10 protein-coding genes are annotated in these 19,264 nt (G+C 40.9%); all 10 read right to left on the minus strand.

The window, feature by feature from the left end; all coding sequences use genetic code 11:
- Positions 1 to 11: 11 nt before the first annotated feature.
- Positions 12 to 980 (minus strand): ornithine cyclodeaminase, encoded by a 969-nt coding sequence (locus BRLA_RS12855; RefSeq protein ID WP_003336212.1) that lies wholly within the window; start codon positions 978 to 980, stop codon positions 12 to 14.
- Between the two features lie 21 nt (positions 981 to 1,001).
- Positions 1,002 to 2,291 carry a diaminobutyrate--2-oxoglutarate transaminase gene (ectB, locus tag BRLA_RS12860; protein ID WP_003336211.1) on the minus strand — a complete coding sequence of 430 codons (1,290 nt, stop codon included), beginning with the start codon at positions 2,289 to 2,291 and terminating at the stop codon, positions 1,002 to 1,004.
- Positions 2,292 to 2,320: 29 nt separating this feature from the next.
- Entirely contained in the window at positions 2,321 to 8,386 is a 6,066-nt protein-coding gene (locus BRLA_RS12865; RefSeq protein WP_003336210.1) for a type I polyketide synthase, read from the minus strand.
- A 25-nt stretch (positions 8,387 to 8,411) separates the two neighbouring features.
- Complete coding sequence (locus tag BRLA_RS12870; RefSeq protein WP_003336209.1) at positions 8,412 to 12,149, minus strand: non-ribosomal peptide synthetase; 3,738 nt, start codon at positions 12,147 to 12,149, stop codon at positions 8,412 to 8,414.
- Between the two features lie 56 nt (positions 12,150 to 12,205).
- Positions 12,206 to 13,462, minus strand: a complete 1,257-nt coding sequence (gene fabD / locus BRLA_RS12875; protein WP_003336207.1) for an ACP S-malonyltransferase — start codon at positions 13,460 to 13,462, stop codon at positions 12,206 to 12,208.
- A gap of 104 nt (positions 13,463 to 13,566) precedes the next feature.
- Complete coding sequence (gene sbnA / locus BRLA_RS12880; RefSeq protein WP_003336206.1) at positions 13,567 to 14,520, minus strand: 2,3-diaminopropionate biosynthesis protein SbnA; 954 nt, start codon at positions 14,518 to 14,520, stop codon at positions 13,567 to 13,569.
- 544 nt (positions 14,521 to 15,064) lie between these two features.
- Positions 15,065 to 15,826, minus strand: coding sequence for a 3-oxoacyl-ACP reductase FabG (gene fabG / locus BRLA_RS12885; protein WP_003336205.1), 762 nt, complete (start codon positions 15,824 to 15,826; stop codon positions 15,065 to 15,067).
- Positions 15,827 to 15,898: 72 nt separating this feature from the next.
- Complete coding sequence (locus tag BRLA_RS12890) at positions 15,899 to 17,800, minus strand: 6-bladed beta-propeller (protein ID WP_003336204.1); 1,902 nt, start codon at positions 17,798 to 17,800, stop codon at positions 15,899 to 15,901.
- A gap of 1 nt (position 17,801) precedes the next feature.
- On the minus strand, positions 17,802 to 18,845 hold the full coding sequence (locus tag BRLA_RS12895; RefSeq protein ID WP_003336203.1) for a 3-oxoacyl-ACP synthase: 1,044 nt from the start codon (positions 18,843 to 18,845) through the stop codon (positions 17,802 to 17,804).
- Positions 18,842 to 19,255 (minus strand): MaoC family dehydratase, encoded by a 414-nt coding sequence (locus tag BRLA_RS12900; protein WP_003336202.1) that lies wholly within the window; start codon positions 19,253 to 19,255, stop codon positions 18,842 to 18,844. The genes BRLA_RS12895 and BRLA_RS12900 overlap by 4 nt, the downstream gene beginning before the upstream one ends.
- Positions 19,256 to 19,264 lie beyond the last annotated feature (9 nt).

The following is a 19,264-nucleotide window of genomic DNA, read 5'->3' on the forward strand; positions in this document are numbered from 1 at the left end:
ACATGCTATGTTTATTCCAATAGTTGTCCTACTTTTAAATCCTCTGCTTTTTTCACAAAATAATGCCCCATCGAAATATCAAAAACAGCCATCCCCATAGGATTAAACATAATAGCCTGATCTTCACGATAACTAGATATGGCATTATGACAAACCACATCAATAATCGATTTTGTGTCTTCTTTTTGCAAACCACATTGCAAATGCATAGACTCTATATCCGTTTTTTCCCGACATACCTCTTCCCAGTTGTCTACAATAATTGAACCTTTTACATGCGGGAAAATCTCTGTAGTAAAGTCTCGTAACGAAACATTGAGTAGAAGTGAGCCTGCTTTTGGTGCTGCATCAATGTATGGTGCTTTAGAGACTGTGCATGTCATGAAGATATCCGAATGTTGATAGGCTTCCTTCCAGTCCTTAGCAATGATAACCTTCTCTTTCACAGATGGGTCAATCGACGTGATGTCAATTGGATTGAGATCATATAAGTAAATATTTTTTATTCGATCTCCCAGTAATGAAGTGACCATCTTAAAGTGATATTGACCGATCGGACCCCAGCCGATAATGCCAACCGTGATATCTTTTTGCTTGCGAACATCATCATAATGTTTCAAGATCATTCCACTGACAGAAGCAGTACGAATTACACTAAGCAATGCTGTGTTAACAATGGCTTCTGGAACCCCATTCGTTGCGTTATTTAGAATAGTGACGCTGTGCGCTCGTGGAATACCTTGATGAATATTATTTGGAAAGCTAGCAATCCATTTAATCCCCGCTTGATTAATCGTACCTCCTACAAAAGCCGGCATAGCAATAATTCGATTTTGCTCTTGTCCATAGCGTAAATAAGGTTTTATTGGTTGGGAAAAGTCATCTTGCTGTAAGCACTTCACTGCCTGTTCAATAACAGAAGTCGTTTCATCCCAGTTAATTCCGATGCTCAGCAAGTCCTTTTCATGTAGATATCTCATTCGGTAATCTCCTCTCCCTTTTTACATCTTGCTTGTTTCGAAACCGCTCAAGATCTCCCTCGTTGATTCTTGCAAGATCGCGCAGCCTTTTTGTAATTCATCCCATTCAATGGTTAATGGAGGCAGAAGCTTAACCACGGTATCATTGCGACCTACACACTCGATGATTAAACCGCGCTCGTAGCAGCGTTTTGCTATCTTTTTCGCAGTGTTTACATCTGAACCACTAGCTTTAGCCACATCCACACCCCAAATTAATCCCATTCCACGAACTTCAATCTGGTCGTGCAGGCTAGCAATCTGTTCATGTAAGAATTGCTTTACATACCCTTCTTTACGTAGAACCTCTGCTTCTAATTGTTCTTGCTCTCTGTAATGCAAGGCGGCCTCGGCAGCAACAAAGGCTAGTTGATTACCGCGGAATGTTCCATTATGTTCTGCTGGTTGCCAGATATCTAATTCTGGTTTAAACAACAAAAGAGACATTGGTAGACCATAACCGCTGATAGATTTGGAAAGCACGACAATATCCGGAACAATGGCCGCTCTTTCAAATGAGAAGAAGGAGCCTGCTCGACCGCATCCAATCTGAACCTCGTCGCAAATCAACAGCACATCATGCTTGTCACACAATTGGCGTAATCTTTGAAGCCACTGGATAGGGGCAACGTTAATCCCCCCTTCTGCCTGAATCGTCTCGCAAATGATTGCCGCTGGTTTCGCAATGCCCGAATGGCTATCGCTAAGCATTTTGTCCATATATTCAATCGTATCGAACGAAAAATCAGTAGGGTACGGCATAAATGTGACTTGAGGCAAATCAACACCTGCCGCCTGCCGATTGTAGCTATTGGCGGTAACAGACAAAGCACCTAAAGACATACCATGAAAGCCACCTGTAAAAGCAAAAATACCTGCGCGTTGCTTTGTCTTGCGGGCAATCTTTAGTCCCGCTTCTACCGCATTTGCTCCCGTAGGACCACAAAACATGACTTTATACTCCAAGTTTCTGGGACGAAGAATCAACTCATTAAAGGTCTGCAAAAAACTTTCCTTGGCAGACGTATGCATATCTAGACCATGAGCAAGCCCATCCGCGTCTAAATAATCGATGAGCTTTTTTTTAATAAAATCATTATTATGCCCGTAGTTGAGAGCCCCAGCTCCTGCAAAGAAATCAATGAACTTTGCTCCTGATCTGGTATACATCGTTGCGTTTTTTCCTTTTATAAATACATCTGGAAAGGATCTGCAATAAGAACGGACATTAGACTCTAGTTGTTCGAATATGGAAGTTGATTGCGTAAGCATAGAGATTCTCCTCTAGTTTGTTTTATAAGTTAGAAATTAAAATCAAAATCTCCCATGATGCTTGATACCTGTGCTTCTTTCCATTCCTGCAGTTGATTTTGGGACAAAAGCTGTACGTCAGGAATGCGCAAACCACTCTTGCTGATTTCATACAAGATATTCAAATAATAGTCAGCTAGCTTACTTATCGTTTCTATTTTGAACAGATTCGTATTGAACTCGAATCTAAAATCCAGTTGTTCTGTGTCAGCTCCGCCTACCAAGCTTACATCATACAAACTGACGCCATCGTTGTTAGCAGGCATTGATTCATGCCATTTAAACATCGTAGAAAAGATCGGATTTCGTTGACTACGCTTGGCATTAACCTGGGCGACAATAGCATCAAATGGGTAACGACTGTGTGTAGTGGCGGCCATTCTCGTTTTTACTACCTTGGCAAATAATGCTTCGATTGTATCTGTTTCTTCTATCTTCACACGCATACAAAAGATGTTCGTTAGTGCTCCCACTATTTCATTGCTATCTGAATGACCTTGGTGACGAGCCGTCATCCCTATGATGATATCCGTATCAAGAGTAAGCTTGTGTAGCAGAAGATAATAGGCTGACAATAGATAGGTTTCCATTGGAATATCTAATCGTTTGATTGCTTCTTGAATGGATGTGTAGATCTTTTTATCCGTTACCTGAAAAGGAAAAAAGCTTCCTTGATAGCTTGGAGTCTTAGTACGTTGAAAATCTGTTGCTAGGTTTAATTGAGGAAGTGGATTCTGTAATTCCTGTTGCCAGTATGCCTGGTCTAGTTGAAACCCTTCACTCTTTTCCCAGCTAAGCTGATCGCGTATCCAGGAGATATAGTTACCCTCTGGTGAAAGCACGATTTGCTTCTTTTCTTTTAGATCGTGATAGACCTGAAGAATCTCACTCGCAATATACTCAGAACTCGATTGATCTGCAATCAGTGAATGGATAATGAGAGCAAAGAGCGTTTTCTTTTCTGGTAAACGATATAAAATCGGACGCCATGTTGACTTTGAAAGCTCGCAAGCTCGAATTCTAGCTTCTTTCAGCTTTCTTCTAGCTAATTGATGTGCATCTGCCTCATAGGAGAGGTCCTCATATTCTGGCTCTACACGCAAAGCTGGCAAAATAACTTGTTTGGGTAGTCCATTCTCTTCACGGAAAATTGTCCGCAGAGCCTCATGCTGTTGGGTAACTACGTCAATCGCTTTTTGCAACAACTCAATGTCAACAGATGCAGAAAGCTCTTGTTCAATCAATAGGGTAAGTTCAGTCATCAAAGGATTATAGGATTGAAGGAAGTAGATATGACGTTGCATACCCGTTAGCTCCATTCCTTCCTCTGACTTCGGCATCAAATTCAGTGCTTCTGTAGCTTGCTCAGAGCTGATGCTTTCTTTCGTACCCTCTTCTTGAGAAGAAAGATGTGCCGCAAGTGAAAAAATCGTTACGTTTTGGAATATTTCACTTATCCCAATATTCTTATTCAGATGCTTTTGAACCGAATTGACGATCTTGACGGCAATAATAGAATCTCCACCGAGACTAAAGAAGTCATCGTAGATATTTATTTCGTCGAGTCCTAATTCCAAGCAAAAGACCTGCGCTACTAATCGCTCATTGGTAGAATAACTCTCACTAGCATTACGCCCTAGCAACGTAATGTCTGGTAAGCCTTGAGATGCTACTGCTCGTTGTCTTCTATCTTTTAATCTCTCCATTTTTTCCAACTTGGTTTTAATTGGGTTTGCGAGATGAAATGATAGAGCATCCAAATGTTCAGGAGTGTTATCATAATTGATTTCTGCTATGGTTACTCTTTTCAACTGCTTATGCAAAACCTGCTGAAATGCTTGGATGGCATGATGAGTTGACAAGGACTTAAAGAATCCTACATCACGATTAGCTCCGTATTCTACAGCCATCCCTACTTCTTTCCATGCCGCCCAATTGATAGTCAGTGTCTTCCCAGTATGGCGATTACGATAGGACGTAAATGCATCTAGGTAAGCATTGGCAGCCACATAGTCCCCTTGTCCAACTCCACCGTACAGTGAGTTAATCGAGGAAAACAGTACCATAAAATCAAGCTGATCACCTTTCGTCAGATGGTCTAATAACCAGGTACCCTTTACTTTTGGCGATAACACCTGTTGGCTGCTAGCTTCCTCTTTACGCAGGATAAATCCCTCGCCAGCTACACCCGCACTATGGATGATGCCATTGATCCTCGTGAATTGTGACCGAACTTGAGCAAGTACTGCTTGTAATTCATCCTGATCACTGATATCGGCGCTTAGTACCGTGACATGACTTCCCAACGCTTCAATCTGGCGGATAGCTGTGATTTGTCGATATAATTTTGGCTGGGACTGTTCTTCTACTTGGTCCCAAAGCTCTCTACTTGGCAACGAAGAACGATTAATTAATACAAGATTGACAGAAGCCTGCGAAGCAAGATAATGAGCCATTTCGAGCCCAATTGCACCAAGACCACCTGTAAGTAAATAAACTCCATTTTCGCGAATTTCGATAGAATCGTCTGCAATATCATCTAAATTCCACTCGCAGAATTCCTCCACAAATCGTTGATCCTTACGGTGCATCACAAGATAATCCTTGTCTTTACTCCCTAGTTCAGCAAGGATGGTTTCTGCAGTAGTCCATTTGTCAATATCGATTGCTCTACACAATAGATGCGGGTACTCCTGCGTTACCACTTTTCCCAATCCGAATAAGGTAGCGTGATGTGGCTGAATGTATTCCTGCTGTTCATTCAACTCGTATACATATGGAGCCACGAGCAAAATCTCTATCTCATCATGAATGTTATGCTCTAAAAGAGCTTTCGTCAGGCGAACGAGACTCTCATAGCCTCTTTTCTGCGTTTCTTCCAAGTCCAAAAGATCGTTGACATCCTGCTTTTCCACAACAGATAGCAAGTGCACGATTTGAGTAATGCCTCTTTCTTTTAGTAATCCGATTAAAGTCATATAGTCGGATTGAAGGCCGTTTATTTTATAACTGCGCTGGTCAAGCTCTTCAAACTCGGCTCCCCATTCAACCTGAATCCACGGCCTGTCCATGGAATCAAATGCTTGTCTCATTTGATCACCAATGCTTGTTTCATCTTTAAAGATAAGTACAGTCCCCATATCTTTGGAGCTCTCATCTGTAAGATTTATTTCCTTCTCAATCCAATCCAGGCCATAATAAAAGCTAGCATTTTTTGCTTTGTTTACTCCCAAATCCATTTGGTGTACACGTTTTATCGCATAATCTTCAATTTCTGCAAATACGACACCCTCTTCATTTACTAGTGTCACATCAAAATTAATAATTTCCTTACTTTCAGACTGATCAGGCTTTAGTCTGAGATGACTGTAAAATCTGCTGGGCATTGTGTTGTACACTTTACAAATACGGTAGGTAAACGGCAGATAAAAATCCTGACTAACTGTGTTAATCGCTAAGTTAACAGCATTATCCATCAGAGAAGGATGGAAATGATACAAATCTTTATCTGCTGCAAAGCGTTCTGGCAGACTAAAGTGTGCGAGCACTTCACCATCACCAACATATACCTGCTGCACATTATTCCAGCGAGGTCCTGTAATGATAGCCCCTGAACCAGAGAAATCCTCTTCGTATTGAATAAACTCTTTGCGCTCGATGCTGCATCTGTTTTTTATTTCTTCAAGTTGTAACAGCGGAGCATGATCATCTAAGCCAACTATTACTTTCCCTTGGGCATGTCGCACCCACTCTCCGTTGTAACGACTGGCAATGATAAAGTCATAAGCTTGTCCATTTTCTTTTAAAATGGTTTGGACCTTATGAGACTCTCCTTTTTCGCAAATGAATGGCGCAAGGAACACAATATCTTCTACTTTCACTTGTCTAGTTGGTATTTGTTGATAGCAAGCTTCAAGTAGCATTTCAAGATACGTAGTTCCCGGCACAACAAATTTATCATTGACGATATGTTCATGTAGCACCCAATGTTTATCTACATGAAAATCAGTTGCATAAATAATAGAATCAATCGATTCTGCTTCTAATCGATCTAGTAGAGGCAAATCAAGCTCTTTTTCTGCTCTTTTCATAAGCGGGTAAGAATTTACGGCTTCTGGCTCCACCCAGCACCGCTTACGATTAAATGGATATACGGGAAGACTTATCTTATGAGCATGTTCCTTCTGCACCAGTCTTTCCCAATCCACCTCTGCTCCACGGACGTATAATTGGCTCAACTGATGAAGAAGCACTTCGGAAGACTCTGCCTTAACAAGCTGACTAATTAAAGCATTTGCCTGTTCGCTCAATTGTCTGATATCTGCTTCCGTAATCTCTTTTTCACTTCGATTGGGTTTCTGATCATGTATGATCTTAAATGAATTTGAATAGCAGCCGATCCGCTCTTCCGTAGCAAATAATTCCGTTTTACATAAGGATAGCTTTTCTATTAAATCAGTACGATCACGCACTACCAGCGCCAATCGTGATTCATAATGTCCTCTGCCTGTATTAGACGTATAGGCAAGATCAGTTATACTTACCTTTTCATTTTTCTCAATATACTGAATGTAAGCATCCACTAGCTGACGCAGTCCATCCTCAGTTTTTGCGGAGAGGGACAAAATGTGTGGCTTAGATGCTTGATCTGATAATGGAGGACGCAGCTTAGGTGCAGGCGCTTCCTCCAAGACGATATGGCAGTTGGTACCACTCAAGCCAAATGAACTGATTCCACAACGACGCGGATGCCCATTCGATTCCCATTCCCTTAGACAGTCGTTAACATAGACCGGTGAACTGTCGAACGGAATTTTTTGATTGGGATATTGGAAATTAACTGTAGGAGGAAGTTCCTTATGTGTTAGTGATAAAATACTTTTGATTAAACCAGCAATTCCTGCTGCATGGTCGAGATGCCCAAAGTTCGTTTTTATCGAACCGATACCGCAAAATTGCTGCTGATTTGTATACTTTGCAAAAGCTCGCTGAATCCCCTTAATTTCAATAGGGTCTCCTAGTGAGGTTCCGGTCCCATGTGCCTCAATATATTGAATAGTCGACGGCTCTATATCTGCATTTTTCCAAGCCCTGACAATCACGTCTTCCTGTGCTAGTGAATTAGGCGCCGTTATTCCAATTGAATGACCATCCTGGTTGAAAGCACTGCCTTTGACTACGGCATAAATATGGTCTTTATCTTGTATAGCCTGATCAAGGGCTTTTAGCATTACAACGCCAACACCCTCCCCAAAGCCAGTTCCATCTGATCGATTATCAAAGGTTTTCGCCCGTCCATTTTGTGAAGAAATGCCGATTCCTGAATTAAAGTCTCCGTCTAAGGGAAGCATGATAATTTTGACTCCTCCTGCAAGAGCCATATCACATTCACCATTAATGATCGCCTGACACGCCAAATGAACAGCAACCAAAGAAGAAGAACAAGCTGTGTCCACTACCATGCTTGGCCCGTGCAAATCGAGCGTGTAGGCAATTCTGCTCGCAATGATAGACTTTATGTTACCGGGAATGGCTGCCCCAGACAGAGATGGAGCAACATTTTTAATATATTGCTTATAGTCCTCCCCTGAGTCTGCATCTGCACTATATCCAACAAAAACACCTGTTCTGGTTCCCGTAATTTTTTGACCGCCATAACCAGCATCTTCAATTGCTGAGAATGCTTCTTCTAAAAATAGACGTTGATTAGGGTCCATTAAACTAGCTTCTTTAGGTGAAATCGAGAATAACTGGTAATCGAACTGATCAATTTCTTCTAAATAGGCAGCATGTAAATACCGCTTTTGGATATGCGGCTGAACATGGTTAATAAATCGATCAATATCCTTTTGTCGTGACTCTGGGATCGTACGAATACAATCGTTGCCATTACGTAATGTCTCCCAAAACTCTTCCAAATTTTGCGTTTCACCGAAGCGTCCAGAGATTCCGATGATCGCAATGTCATTTTTTTTCACACTTTTCATTTGAACAACCGTGCGCTCGTCTTTTTGGGTTAAATTCACCCCTGTTAAATCCAGTAATTTTTTCTTCACTTATCTCCCCTCTTTTCCAGCTCGATTAGATAGTTGCTTGATGCTCATTTTCTAGCATGAGAGAAAGTAGCTTGAGATACCCATAAATGAGTTCCTCGACTTTTCCATGGTTTAATTTGTTTTGATCATATCGACATTCAAAAGCAATCATTTTTGGCTCGATTTGCAATTCAAATATGAGATCAAACAAGCGATTAAATTCGTTTGACTGAGAAGAATATTCGGTAAATAACGGCCATATTTGTTCATTTTTTTTACTTGTATAGCTCTTTTCCAATGACTGTATAGAATATAGAGAAAGGAGATTTGGCTGTATTCGCGCTTCTCTTACATATCTAAATAAGTCGCCAAAATCTTCAATGCTGCTCATATTTACGTGAATAGCTATGGTTCTATGATCCGTTGTCTGCAACTGAAGGGTGACATCAGTCAGTTCGCCGACTTCAGCATACAAATACAGATTCATTGCAAGTAAAATATCAGCTATCTCGACACTGTACCGATCTGCTACCATATGTAAGCCAGCAACCATTTCTTCCTGAAAAGCAAACGTGAATAGCGTACTGTTATGACCTTCAGTTACATTAAAATATTCTGAAGGGAGCTGGATGGCTGGAATTTGAATCAATGGTAGATTCTCTACTGTCCTCGATTCAATATAGCTGGCTAACTTCGCAATTGTAGAGTAGGAAAAAACATCTCCAATATCTATTTTCCCCGCATATTTTTTATCTACTTGGGCATGCATCTGAACTAGCAGAATGGAATTTCCGCCTAAATCGAAAAAGCTTTCATGTAAACCAATGACATCCCGTTTCAATACATTTTTCCAGATCTCCACTAACTCCCGCTCAACCTCTGTATGCGGAGACTGAATGAGCACTTCACTTGATCGTACACCTTCGCTCAGTTTAGGTAATTGCTTTCGATCGATCTTCCCGTTAGCTGTAAGCGGAAGCTCCTTTAGAAAAACAAAGTGTGCTGGAACCATATATTCTGGTAATTCCTGACGAAGTACCTGACGAAGCTCATGCGGATTTACATCATGCTGCCCTACGTAATAAGCGGTTAGATTCTGCGAAGCGCCAACCTCCTCCACGATCACCACTGCTTCGTGAACCGCTGGGTGTTTTACTAAGCAATTCTCAATCTCGCCAAGCTCAACGCGGAAGCCCCTAATCTTGATTTGATGGTCGATTCTACCTTTAAACTCAATCGTTCCGTCTGGAAGCCATCTTGCTAAATCACCAGTGCGATACATCATTCGATCTGTTTGGAATGGATTTATCACAAACTTTTCGGAAGTCTGTTCCTCTCGATTCAGATAACCTTTTGATAAGCCGTCACCTGCTAAACACAATTCGCCTGTCATACCGATTGGCTGTAAGCTATTGTGCTGATTGAGAATGTAGGCTTGTGTATTCGCGATTGGTTTTCCGATTGTAATAGCAGTTGTATTTGTCACATCCTGTATTAACGACCAGATCGTTGTTTCTGTAGGACCGTACATATTATATATCTTGGCTTGTGTACGTTCTTTCAGTTGAGCTAATAGGGAAGGGAGAAGAGCTTCTCCTCCTATCAGGATTTGTTCTAATTGGCTAAAGCAATCTGCCTCACTGTATAAAAGCAATTGCAGTCGAGAAGGTGTGAGTTGCAAGGAATTGATATTTTGAACCTTGATCAGCTCATTTAATAATTTTGGATCACGCTGCTGTGCTTCTGTTGCAACAACTACACGCATTCCTTGAGTGAGTGGCACTAACGTCTCTAATACAAAAATATCAAAGGAAATGGTAGTAAGAGCTAGGATTGATTTTCCTTCAGTAAAAGCAAGTTTCTCAGTGATTCCTTGGATAAAATTATGAACCGCTCTATGAGGAATCATGACTCCTTTTGGCTGCCCAGTTGATCCAGAAGTGTAAATCACATACGCTAAATCCTCTGACCCAGCAGTATCTGCTTTCCACAAGGACTCTTCTTCATACGCTACCGTCTCGTCAAGATAAATGTATTCCTGCCCCATTTGGTTATCTGAGACTAAATGCCGTTGGGTAAGAATCAATGTAGCGCCACTATCTGTAAGCATGTATTTCACACGCTCCTCAGGATAGGTCGGATCTATTGGTAAATATGCTCCTCCGGCTTTAAGAATCGCAAGTAAGCCGATCATCATATCCAATGAACGTTCGGTCATTAACCCAACAATCGTATTGGGGCCTACTCCTTTATCAATCAAACTGCAAGCGACTCTCTTGGCTTGTTCATCCAATTCACGATATGTTAGCTGAGCTCCCTCACATACGACCGCTATCTGATCCGGTGTTTTTTTGGCTTGTAGCGCAATTAATTCATGAATAGTCTTACTACGATCATATGAAAGCATGGTGTCATTGAATCGCTCAAGCAGCTCATTCTCTTCTGCTAGAGTCGTAATCTTGAGCTGGCTAAGCTCGATTTCTGGATTCGCTATGACTTGTTCTATCAATTCCTCGATATGACCAAAGATTCTTTTGATAAAGTCGTAGCTATGTAAATTCGCGTTGTAGCCCATCCGAATGATCAAGGACTCTCCCGTGATGACCATTATGCTAAAGTCATAATTGGTTTGTTCCAATAACTCAAGATGAGTGATTGCTTGAGCAAGCCCCCTCGTACCTGACTCAATGCTTGATTCACTCATATCAATTGGTGATTTTTGAAAAATAGAAACATGGTCAATGATGCCTTGACTCATATTTGTACCTACTGGCATCTCATAAAGCGGGAAAAAATCATACATCTTTGCTCTAGTTGAGCTTTCCTGAGCCATTTGTACAAGCTGTCCAAACGTTTCTACCCGGTCTGTCCGAATACGCACAGGAACTGTATTAATAAATAATCCGATCATCTGGTTAATGCCTGCTACTTCGGCATTTCGGCCAGACACAACAGATCCAAACACTACATCGTCTACATTGTTATATCGTTGGAGCACCAGTCCCCATATTGCTTCCCATACCGTGCTTAATGTAGCATTATTTTGCCGTGCAAGCTTAGTAAGCTGTTGTGTTTTTTTAATATCGATCTCAAATTCCGCTTCTTTTGCCTCATATCCAGTAGCATTCGCTTTATTGATTAAACTTGGCATTACGGCCAACTGATCATAACCTTCCAGATAACCTCCCCAATATTCCTTGGCCTGCTCATTATCCTGCTTTTCTAACCATTGAATAAATTGCTGATAGGAATGGACCGGTTCCAGCTTTAGCGTTTTATGGAACGCAAAAGAATCGTAAATTTGTAGAAATTCATGGAACATAATACCAAGTGACCAGCCATCCATAATTAAATGATGGTAGCTCCAAACTACTTTAAAGCACTCTTTTGATGTCTGGAATATAGCAATACGAATAAGGACTTCTTTAGATAAATGAAATCCCTGTGTTTTGTCTTTCTTCAAATAATCTTGTACATATTCCTCCTGATCACGCACTCTGGAAATATCCTCAAAATGAATGCTCGTCAATTCCCGTTTTTTAAGCACCAGTTGCATTGGCTTTTTTACTTTTTCATATACAAAGGCTGTTCGTAAAATATCATGTCGTTCAATTAATACATTGACGCTTTTTAAAAACAGATCAATTTCTACATGACCTTCAATCGAAAAAGTCAAGCTCTGAAAGTAGGCACCAGAATCTTTATGTACAATGGAGTGAAATAAAATGCCTTCTTGTAAGGGAGTCAGCGGATAAATTTTGGTTACTTCTGGTTTTTTTTCCAAGTGAAAAGCTCCTTTTTCTTCCCATAGTAAAGGTGACGGTTCAATCAATTTTCAAATCAGTAATTCTGAAACTCAGGAAGCAAATAGCCCGTCCCTGTTTCGTCTAGAATTTCATCAACGCGTTTTTTCTGTTCCTCAGTTGGAGTTTTTTTGGTTACAAATACCGATGTCAGCATATCAAGGGCTTCACGCATTTGTTTTACGGTCGGTTCTACGCCTGTCTCTTCCAGCTCATTTTGTAGCTTTTGAATCCGTCGATATGGCTCAATCACACCTTGTTGATACGCTTCAGCATCCATATTTCGATTTGGTGTTGCAACAGCAACAGCTAAGCATTTTGTAACTACACTAGGAATAAAGGCTTGATAATCCGCCGGGAATCCCATCATTTCTTTCACGCCAACAACATCCTGTGCGACATCATATGAATAGGCAAGTACATCAGGATATTCCTTTTTCATTAAATTGCGCAAGACCTTATTCGGTCCAAACTCGATTACTTTTCGAATGCCCTTTTGGTATAAAAACTGCATAGTGGCAAGCCATTGAACCGGTGCCGTCACTTGTGTAGTCAAATTTTCTACAATTTGATCACTGCTTGTGTATGGCTGTCCATCGACATTCGCAATGACAGAATAACGCATAGGCTGATAGCTATTTTGTTGAAGCTCCGTCTGTAAAGAGGAAGCAACTGATTGCATTAGTGGACTATGAAACGGGGCGCTAACACGCAAGAATATGACTGTAGCCCCCATCTGTTCCAGTATTTTTGCTACCTTTTCAATCGCTTGGCGATGACCGGAAATAACTACTTGACGTGAGGAATTAATGTTAGAAAGATGCGCAAAGTTCTCCTCATCTGAATATTCACAACAAACCTTTTCAATGTCAGCCTTGTCTATTCCCGAAACAGATGCCATCGCTCCAGTTCCTTGAGCCGTTATTTCCTGCATAAGTAGACCGCGCTTATGAACGAAACGAACTGCCTGTGAAAAATTCATTGCTCCAGCGCAAACAAGTGCGGAATATTCACCTAAGCTATGTCCAGCGACAAAATGAGGCTTGACACCTATCTCCTGCATATAAACACGCCAAAGAGCAATACTTGTAGCTAAAATAGCTGGTTGAGCATTAGCCGTTTTGGTCAGCTCCTCAAGATCGCCTTCGATGCATAGTTTACGTAAATCAAATCCTACGATCTGCTCGGCCTCTTCAAAGGTCCTTCTAGCAATAGCGTAATGATCGCATAACTCTTTTCCCATATTGACATATTGTGAGCCTTGTCCAGAAAACACAAATGCTAAATCTCTCATGTATTCATCACTCCCCCATTACGTATTTTGGTTTACTAGTCATAGATAACGCCCCCAAATTAGATGCTTGATGATAGATAATCGTGATAGGACGTTTTATATCGTTATGATTGGTGTAGGCAGAATTTTTCTACCCACTCTTTGTTATAAATCGTATCCACATAAGATAAACCGCTATCAGGACAAAGAAAGACTACATTCGGCGGTGTTTGAAATGTCTTATCTGCAAAATAATGCTTGATAGCATAATAGGAGCTGCCCGATGAGCCACCTACAAATAAAGCGTGCTTTTCTAGCAGTTCGTGACACCCTTGGATTGCTCGATACTCGGGTACATGAATCACCTCGTCGATCATAGCCTCCTTCAGTATTTCTGGGACCATGCTAGATCCAATCCCTGGAATAAAGCGTTTTTTCGGACTATTCCCAAATATCACCGAACCCTCTGTATCTACTGCAATAACCTTAACGGATGGAAACTTTTCTTTTAATCTGCGGGACACACCAGCAATGGTTCCACACGAGCTAACACCGATAAACACATAATCCAGATGTTCAAAGGAGTCGGCAATTTCCCTGCCTAATCCATGATAATGAGCCAGGAAGCTATCCCGGTTTGCATACTGATTTGTCCAAAATGAATCTTTGATTGTACGTAGAAGTTCATTTACTTTTCTTATTCGATTTAATAAATAACCACCAGTCTCGTCTCGCTCGGTTACTTTTATCACCTTGGTAGCGGTGACACGTAAAACCTTTTCATATATCTCATTAATATTATTATCAACAATAGGTATAAAGGGAATTTCGAGCTTTTTACATAAATAGGCTAATGCGATGCCAAAATTTCCGGAAGTAGATTCAATTACAGTAGTCGTAGGGGTTATTTCGCCTCTCTCAATTGCAGATTTTAATATGTAATAAGCCGGCCGAACTTTCACACTTCCACTATAATTCTGAAATTCCAGCTTGGTATAAAGGTTCATCGTATCGTTTTTCAAATGTAAAAGAGGTGTATCACCAATAAATGACTGTAGCTCGTCTAGTTTTGATAGCATAAATTACCTCTCCCTTTGGTATTCGTATTGCCCAATGCAACACTTCGCTTGCATTCCTTTTCATAAAAGTGCATGCTGATTAAGCTATCACCTTCAATCAAACTAAATAAAGTGCTCTAGCTACTTTCTGTTAGAAGCGAATAATCAAAAAGTGAATTGTAAGTAAATTCAAAACAAACAGCAAATTTCATTCACATTCCTGTTATGAAATAAAATGACTTTTTAAGATAATCTTTACTATAAAAGCATATTATTGAAAAATTTTTTCCATATTTTTAATATACCTAAACTTTCCAGCGATGTCTATATGACGAAAAGCTAAAAGTTACTATATTCACTTTTTTTCAAAAAGGTAATTCTTTTATTATTATGGAAAAATAGGCCATTATTGAATTTTAAGAATATATTATAAATAAATGCTTCCTTATATTTTATAAATAAAATTTTTCCTCCAGCGTTTTTTTATCTAATAAAGAAATTATTAATTTTTGTTAATAAAGCGCGCCATCTCTTCATGAGATCAGCGCGCTTTATCGTTACTTGTTCAAATCGACAGTCCGCCATTCACCTCTAAGACCGTACCGTTTACATAATCTGCATCCTCTGAGGCTAAGAATAGGTAAGCTTTTGCAATATCAGATGGCTTCCCTAGACGATGGAGAGGAATTTGGGCAACCAAATTTGACAGTACCTTCTCAGGTACCTTTAGAGCCATTGAAGTTTCAATAAAGCCCGGAGCAACCGCATTGACCGTTATTCCCTTTCTACCTAGCTCCTTGGCCCAAGTTTTTGTCATCCCAATTACTCCTGCTTTAGATGCAGCATAGTTGGTTTGGCCAATATTACCAGCACAGCCGACAATAGATGATGTATTAATAATTTTACCCGAGCCTTTCTCAATCAGATGCGGAATAACTGCTTTTGTGCAGTAGAAAACCCCATTCAGGTTAACATCAATAACCCGTTGCCATTGCTCTACCGTCATTTTTGCTACCATAGCATCCTGCGTAATCCCCGCATTGTTAATCAAAATGTCCACTGTGGAAAATGCTTCGATTACACTTTGAACCAGCTTCTCGACACTCTCCATGTTGGAGACATCTACCTGTACATACCTAACATGCTCAAAACCAGCCTGCTGGCACTCCTCCAATAAGGTGATTCCCGCACTTTGATTATAATCAGCGATGACCACCTTTGCGCCTTCCTCTAAAAACAGCTTCACGGTCTCTTTGCCTATACCATTGGCTCCTCCTGTTACGATCACTACTTTTGCTTGTAGCTTCTGCGTATTAATCTGACTCATAGCAACTATTTCTCCTCTCTATCAGCTATTTGGAGTATATTCACTCGAAAAAACAACATGCACCATTATTTTTTAGTCCGATGGAACGAATTTTTGAATCCGTTGCAGCAGCCCATCCGCAATCCACAGTGCTCCTGAAGAATCAATCCCTACTCCCTGCGGAGAGAAAAAATGTCCGTCTGCTCCACTAAAATGCCCCCACTCCTTAAGAAATTTTCCCTCTTGATCGTACATTTCCATTCGATTGTTCGAGGTATCCGCGACATAAACACGATCCTGTTTATCTATGGCAATACCGATTGGGAGAAACAAATCCCCTTTTCCTTCCTTCCAATTTCCCAATTGGTCTGTTGCACCTACACCACCATTCGTTCCCCATTTAGCTAGAAAACGTCCGCTATTATCAAACTTCTGAATACGATGATTATTCCGATCCACCACATATATGTTGTCTTTTGAATCAATGGCCAATTGCATTGGCTGGTTAAACTGGCCTTCTTTTGTTCCCTTTTGGCCCCATTCTGTCATGTAAATGAAAAACGGATTAAATTTTTGAATGCGATGATTAAGTGTATCAGCCACAAAGATGTTTCCTTTACTATCAACTGCTACACCTGCTGGAAATTGAAAAAAACCGCTGAGATAGCCCATCGATCCATAGGTAGCTACAAAAACACCCGTATTGGTAAATTTCTGAATGCGATGATTCACAGAGTCAGCAACATAAACAAATCCGTAAGCATCTATAGCAACCTGACGTGGAACGATAAATTGACCAGGCAAACTGCCAAAAGCATTGGGGCCACCATTTCCGAAATTATTGCCCCATTTTCCAACGAGCACTCCACTGGAATTATACTTTAGAATCCTATGATTAAATGAATCAGCCACAAAGATATTGCCGCTTTTGTCAATTTCCACATCGAAAGGACCCGCATACTGCTTTTTGTCACCACGAGAGTTTCCGATAGAACCATCTAGCACAGCACTCAAAACGGAATCTTTATAGACAACAATCCGATTATTCCCCGTATCTGTTACGTAGAATTTCCCACCCCCATCAGGCAACACCTGGTTTGGATAGATTAAAATCGGAAATAGTCCCACAGTATACAAAAAGCGATCCTGCTGATCAAATTTCATGATCCGATTGTTAAAGGTATCTGCCACGTAGAATGCACCTGATAAAGGATCGAAATTGATGCCTCTCGGAAAATTAAATTGGCAGGGTCCAAGACCAGATTCACCTTTTCCAATCTGTCTTTGGAACTTGCCTTTATCATTAAACACCTGTATTCGATTATTAAATGTGTCAGCTATGTATACCTCATCAGTTGGACTAATTGCAATTCCTTGTGGGAGGGCAAGCTCTCCTTGTCCTTTTCCGTATGTGCCAATCGTTAGTAGATATGCCCCAGCCTGATCAAACTTTTGAATACGATGATTATATTCATCAGTAACATAATAGTTATTCTTGCTGTCAACCGCTAGCTCTCGTGGAAAACCAAACTCTCCTTCCCCTTTCCCACGGGTTCCCCAGCTTTTTAAAAAATGGAATTGATGATCAAACTTTTGTATCCGATAATTCCCCGTATCTGCTACTAGAATATTCCCCTCCTTATCAATAGCGACTCCAAACGGCATGTTGAACTTTCCTGGCTTGTCACCAAGACCACCAAAGGTCTCTAGTACCTTACCAGACTTATTCATTTTCACAATCCGATGATTCCCCATATCAGCCACATATATATTGCCAGTAAGATCCTTTGCCATAGCGACTGGCGTACGGAACATCGAAGGATCGTCTGCTTCATTTCCCCAAGCTTCTGAATACGTAAAGCTTGAGGCAAACACAGGTGACCCCACAAGGAAAATTAGGGAAAACGAACAGATTATGGAGAGTAGGTTGGTTACAAAAAGTGTATGAAGCCTTGATCGCTTATGACAAAAAGGGCGATTTTCCAAGCTTTTCATATTAGCAATCCTCCCCCATCCATTCAAGAACGGTAGCTGCCCAGGTATATCCCGTACCAGCACTTACTGCTACGACAATATCTCCCTTATGCAACAGATGCTTTTTCTGTGCAAAATGCAAACCAATGCATGGGTCTAATGCTGACATATGTCCATGGTGATCTAAATAAATCGCCTGATCCTCAGCTAGGCCTAGACGTTGTAATAACTCTCTAAACATGGAACGCTTGGTATGCAGTGGTAAAAGTAGCTTTATATCCTGAATGGTTTTTTCGCTCTTTTGTAGTGCTAGTTCAATCACTTTCACAAAAGCAGGAACGGATATGGGATCAAGACGCTCCTTCATGCCAGAAGGGTTCGTCACGTCAATATAATGAAGACGCTTCTCCACCGTATCGTGGCTTGCTGGATTTTTACTGCCACCCCCAGGTACCTTGACATCGTCGTGAAATGATCCATCAGTTATCACAGCTGATTGTAAAATTCGACTCTTAGAAGCTCCGCGTGTAACTAATGCAGCAGTTCCACCATCAGCGAAGTTAAACATGAACCGGGATCGCGGATTGTCGTAATCAATAATGTGCGATTCTTTACACCCAGCAACGAGCAGAATATTCCGAATGCTATTATCGGCCGTTAGCATATCCTTTGCCACCTTTAACGCGATAGGAAAGCAGGAGCTGACATTCATAATTTCAAAAGCATATGCGTTTGTAGCCCCTAGCTCATGCTGAATTTTAGCTGCACACGACCACACGTAATAATCCTTGTGCGGGCTACCAAAATAGATAATGACATCAAGCTCTTCTGGACGAATTTTCTTTCCTACAAATGATGTAGCAGCCGCTATCGCCAGATCAGATACGTGAAGCGTATCATCCGCTACATGTTTTTCATAAAGTCCAAACTTTTCTATGATAACGGATGCAGGAATACCTGTTTTTTGAGCGAGCAGGTCTGCTGTTTCAATGTGAGGAGGGAAATAAACACCCGTTTCCTCAATCCCAATGCTAACACTTGCTATGTTACTCTGTTTTCTATTCATATCTTCTCCCCTTCTCCTGGCACCACCATAGTAGCTATTCCAGTGAGAACTACTTTGCCATGTTGATTCATGCATTCTGTTACTAAAATTAATGTTCTTCGTGCTTCATTAAACTCTTTTACAGTAGCAGTGGCTGTGATGGTATCTCCAATAAACACAGGAGCCTTAAATTGCAAGGTCTGATCCTTATAAACAGACCCTTTACCTGGCAAATGCATTCCTAGTAGACGGGATAATAGGCTAGCTGTTAGTAATCCATGGGAAATTCTCTGTCCAAACCGTGTATCACCTGCATATTCCTTATCAACATGGATGGGATTGTAATCGCCGCTTAATCCAGCAAACATCACGAAATCTGTTTCTGTCATGGTTCGGCTAAATGAGGCACTCTGTCCAATCTTAAAACTCATTGTTGCAGT

This window comes from Brevibacillus laterosporus LMG 15441, assembly GCF_000219535.2.
Taxonomy (GTDB): Bacteria; Bacillota; Bacilli; order Brevibacillales; family Brevibacillaceae; genus Brevibacillus_B; species Brevibacillus_B halotolerans.